Origin of the sequence: Micromonospora sp. NPDC048843 (assembly GCF_040649965.1) — a bacterium.
GTDB classification, from domain to species: domain Bacteria; phylum Actinomycetota; class Actinomycetes; order Mycobacteriales; family Micromonosporaceae; genus Micromonospora; species Micromonospora hortensis.
Window position 1 is genome coordinate 1 of record NZ_JBEZGJ010000356.1, and the last position, 2,183, is coordinate 2,183.

Genomic DNA, 2,183 nt, shown 5'->3' on the forward strand with positions numbered 1-2,183 from the left:
GGGCCTGGTCCCGATGGCGCCGACGACGCCAACACCAAGCCCGAACCTGCCACTACCGACGACACGGCTACCCCTGACCAACTGCCGTTGCAGTACTAGGGCGTGTCTTCAAAGGTTCACAACCATTGGAGTAGCGCGGCGATAGTGACTGTGGCCTGGAACGAGGTCGCGGTCTTGTCGTAGCGGGTCGCGACGCTGCGGCACTGCTTGAGCCGGTTGAAGCAGCGTTCGACGACGTTGCGCCGTTTGTAGAGCTGCTTGTCGAACACCGGTGGTCGGCCGCCGCGGCTGCCTCGTCGGTGGCGGTTGGCCTGCTGGTCGGCGCGCTCAGGGATCGTGTGTCCGACGCCGCGTCGGCGCAGGTGCTCTCGGATGGCCTTCGAGCTGTAGCCCTTGTCGGCGATGACATGGTCGGGCCGGACCCGAGGTCGGCCGGGTCCGGACCGCTCGACCCGGATCGCTGCCATGACGTGCGTGAAGCGGCTGCAGTCGTTGACGTTGCCGCCGGTGAGCACGAACGCCAGGGTCCGACCCAGGCCGTCGCAGGCGAGGTGAATCTTGGTGGTCAGTCCACCTCGACTTCGACCGAGGGCGTGATCTTGTGGTTCGTCCGATTCGCTGGCCCCCCTTTAGCGCCCGCGGCGTGCTGGTGGGCGCGCACGATCGTGGAGTCCACCGACACCAGCCAGTCAATGTCTCCGGCAGCGTCCGCGTCGGCCTGGACCCCGGCGAGCATCCGCTCGAACGTGCCATCAAGGGCCCACCTGCGGAAACGGGTGTAGATCGACTGCCACGATCCGTAGCGGGCGGGCACATCACGCCACGCCGCCCCGGCTCGGATCTTCCACACGATCCCGTTGAGGACCCGCCGGTCATCGACCCGAGGCCGACCAGTCACCGCCGACGGCAGATACCGCGACAGCGCATCCCACTCGACGTCAGACAACTCGTAGCGACGACCCACGCCCTACATCATCCGACACCAAGATCCTTTGAAGACACTGCCTAGGACCAGTGGAATTTCGAAGCCCAGCCGATCGAGTAGGTAATCAAGCGCGTTCCAGGCCTTGTCGGTGGCAGCCCAGCGTTCGGAGTTGTCGTCGCGCTCCGTCATGGCGAGTTCGTAGGCCCAGTCGAGGTCAGTTCTCGCCTTACCCAGTTCGTCCGGTGAAACGCGCAGCCAGTTGCCGTTCATGCTCACCGCGCGAGCCTAAGTGCTGGCTACGACAGTTCCGTCGACGGCGGGCGAACGTCTCCGGCAACCTGGCGGCGCACTGTTCTGCCGCTGACAGGCGCGGCGATCGTGAGCGTGCTCCCCGAGCGGCCGATCGGCTGCGGGAGCCAGCGCTGGTGCCAACCAAAGCACTGGGCCGGCAGCTCACGATCGGTTGGCGGTCGGCGGTCGGCGGCCCGATGCGAGCCCGGTCTGGGGGAGCAGGGTGGGAGCAGCGGGGTGCCCCGAACGGCCTTGAGCTGCGCCCAACGGCATCGAACGGCGCTCAACAGCACCCACCCCTGCCTGCGGCTCCACGTTCCCGCAGGTCAGAGTCCGTGCGGCGTCCTGTTTCCCGCGGAGTGCTCTCCGGTTCTGCGCAGCGGTCGACAACGCTCTATGTTGCCTGGCAGGGGAATTTGCGCAGGTCAAGGCGGTAAGGAGCCGCTGGTTGGCCTGACCTTGCAAATGGGAGCAGATTGGGTGCAGGTCGGCGAAGTGGTCTCCACGTCCTAAGTGCTCACCGACGCCGGACAGAGACGAGGGCTTTGACCTGTGGGGATGCGGTCGAGCGGTGCCGCGTGACCTCCCAGTAGAGGTCGAAGTGGTCAGGCGTTGCTGCTCCTGGGATGGTTGGCGCCGGCCGACGTCTCGGTTCGCGTAAGGCCACGTTCGTACGTGCTGCACATCGATGTGGAGCGTTGCGGGTGAGCTTGCTGGAGTCCGCCGCGGTTCCGTCATTCGAGACACCGATCCCACGGGCAATGTCCTGACCAGGGCTTTCGGGCTGGAGACCTCTTCGGCGGACCCGAAGACGTCAACGTCGCTCCACGGCGGCGGTAGGGCGTGTCCGCTCATGCCGAGATCCGGATGTCCGTCGAGACCGTCAACCGGTGAGCTGAAACAGCATGTGAACCCAGCACGCCTCGCTCACTGCGGGCGCTGAGCCGAGCAGGGCGTGCCACACTGG

Annotated in this window: 1 protein-coding gene and 1 pseudogene; both read right to left on the reverse strand. The window is 66.2% G+C overall.

Annotated elements, in window-relative coordinates; all coding sequences use genetic code 11:
* Positions 1-116: 116 nt before the first annotated feature.
* Positions 117-964 (reverse strand): annotated as a pseudogene (locus AB0C20_RS36040) (IS5 family transposase).
* A 3-nt stretch (positions 965-967) separates the two neighbouring features.
* Entirely contained in the window at positions 968-1,195 is a 228-nt protein-coding gene (locus AB0C20_RS36045) for a DUF1877 family protein (RefSeq protein WP_357569700.1), read from the reverse strand.
* Positions 1,196-2,183: the final 988 nt, after the last annotated feature.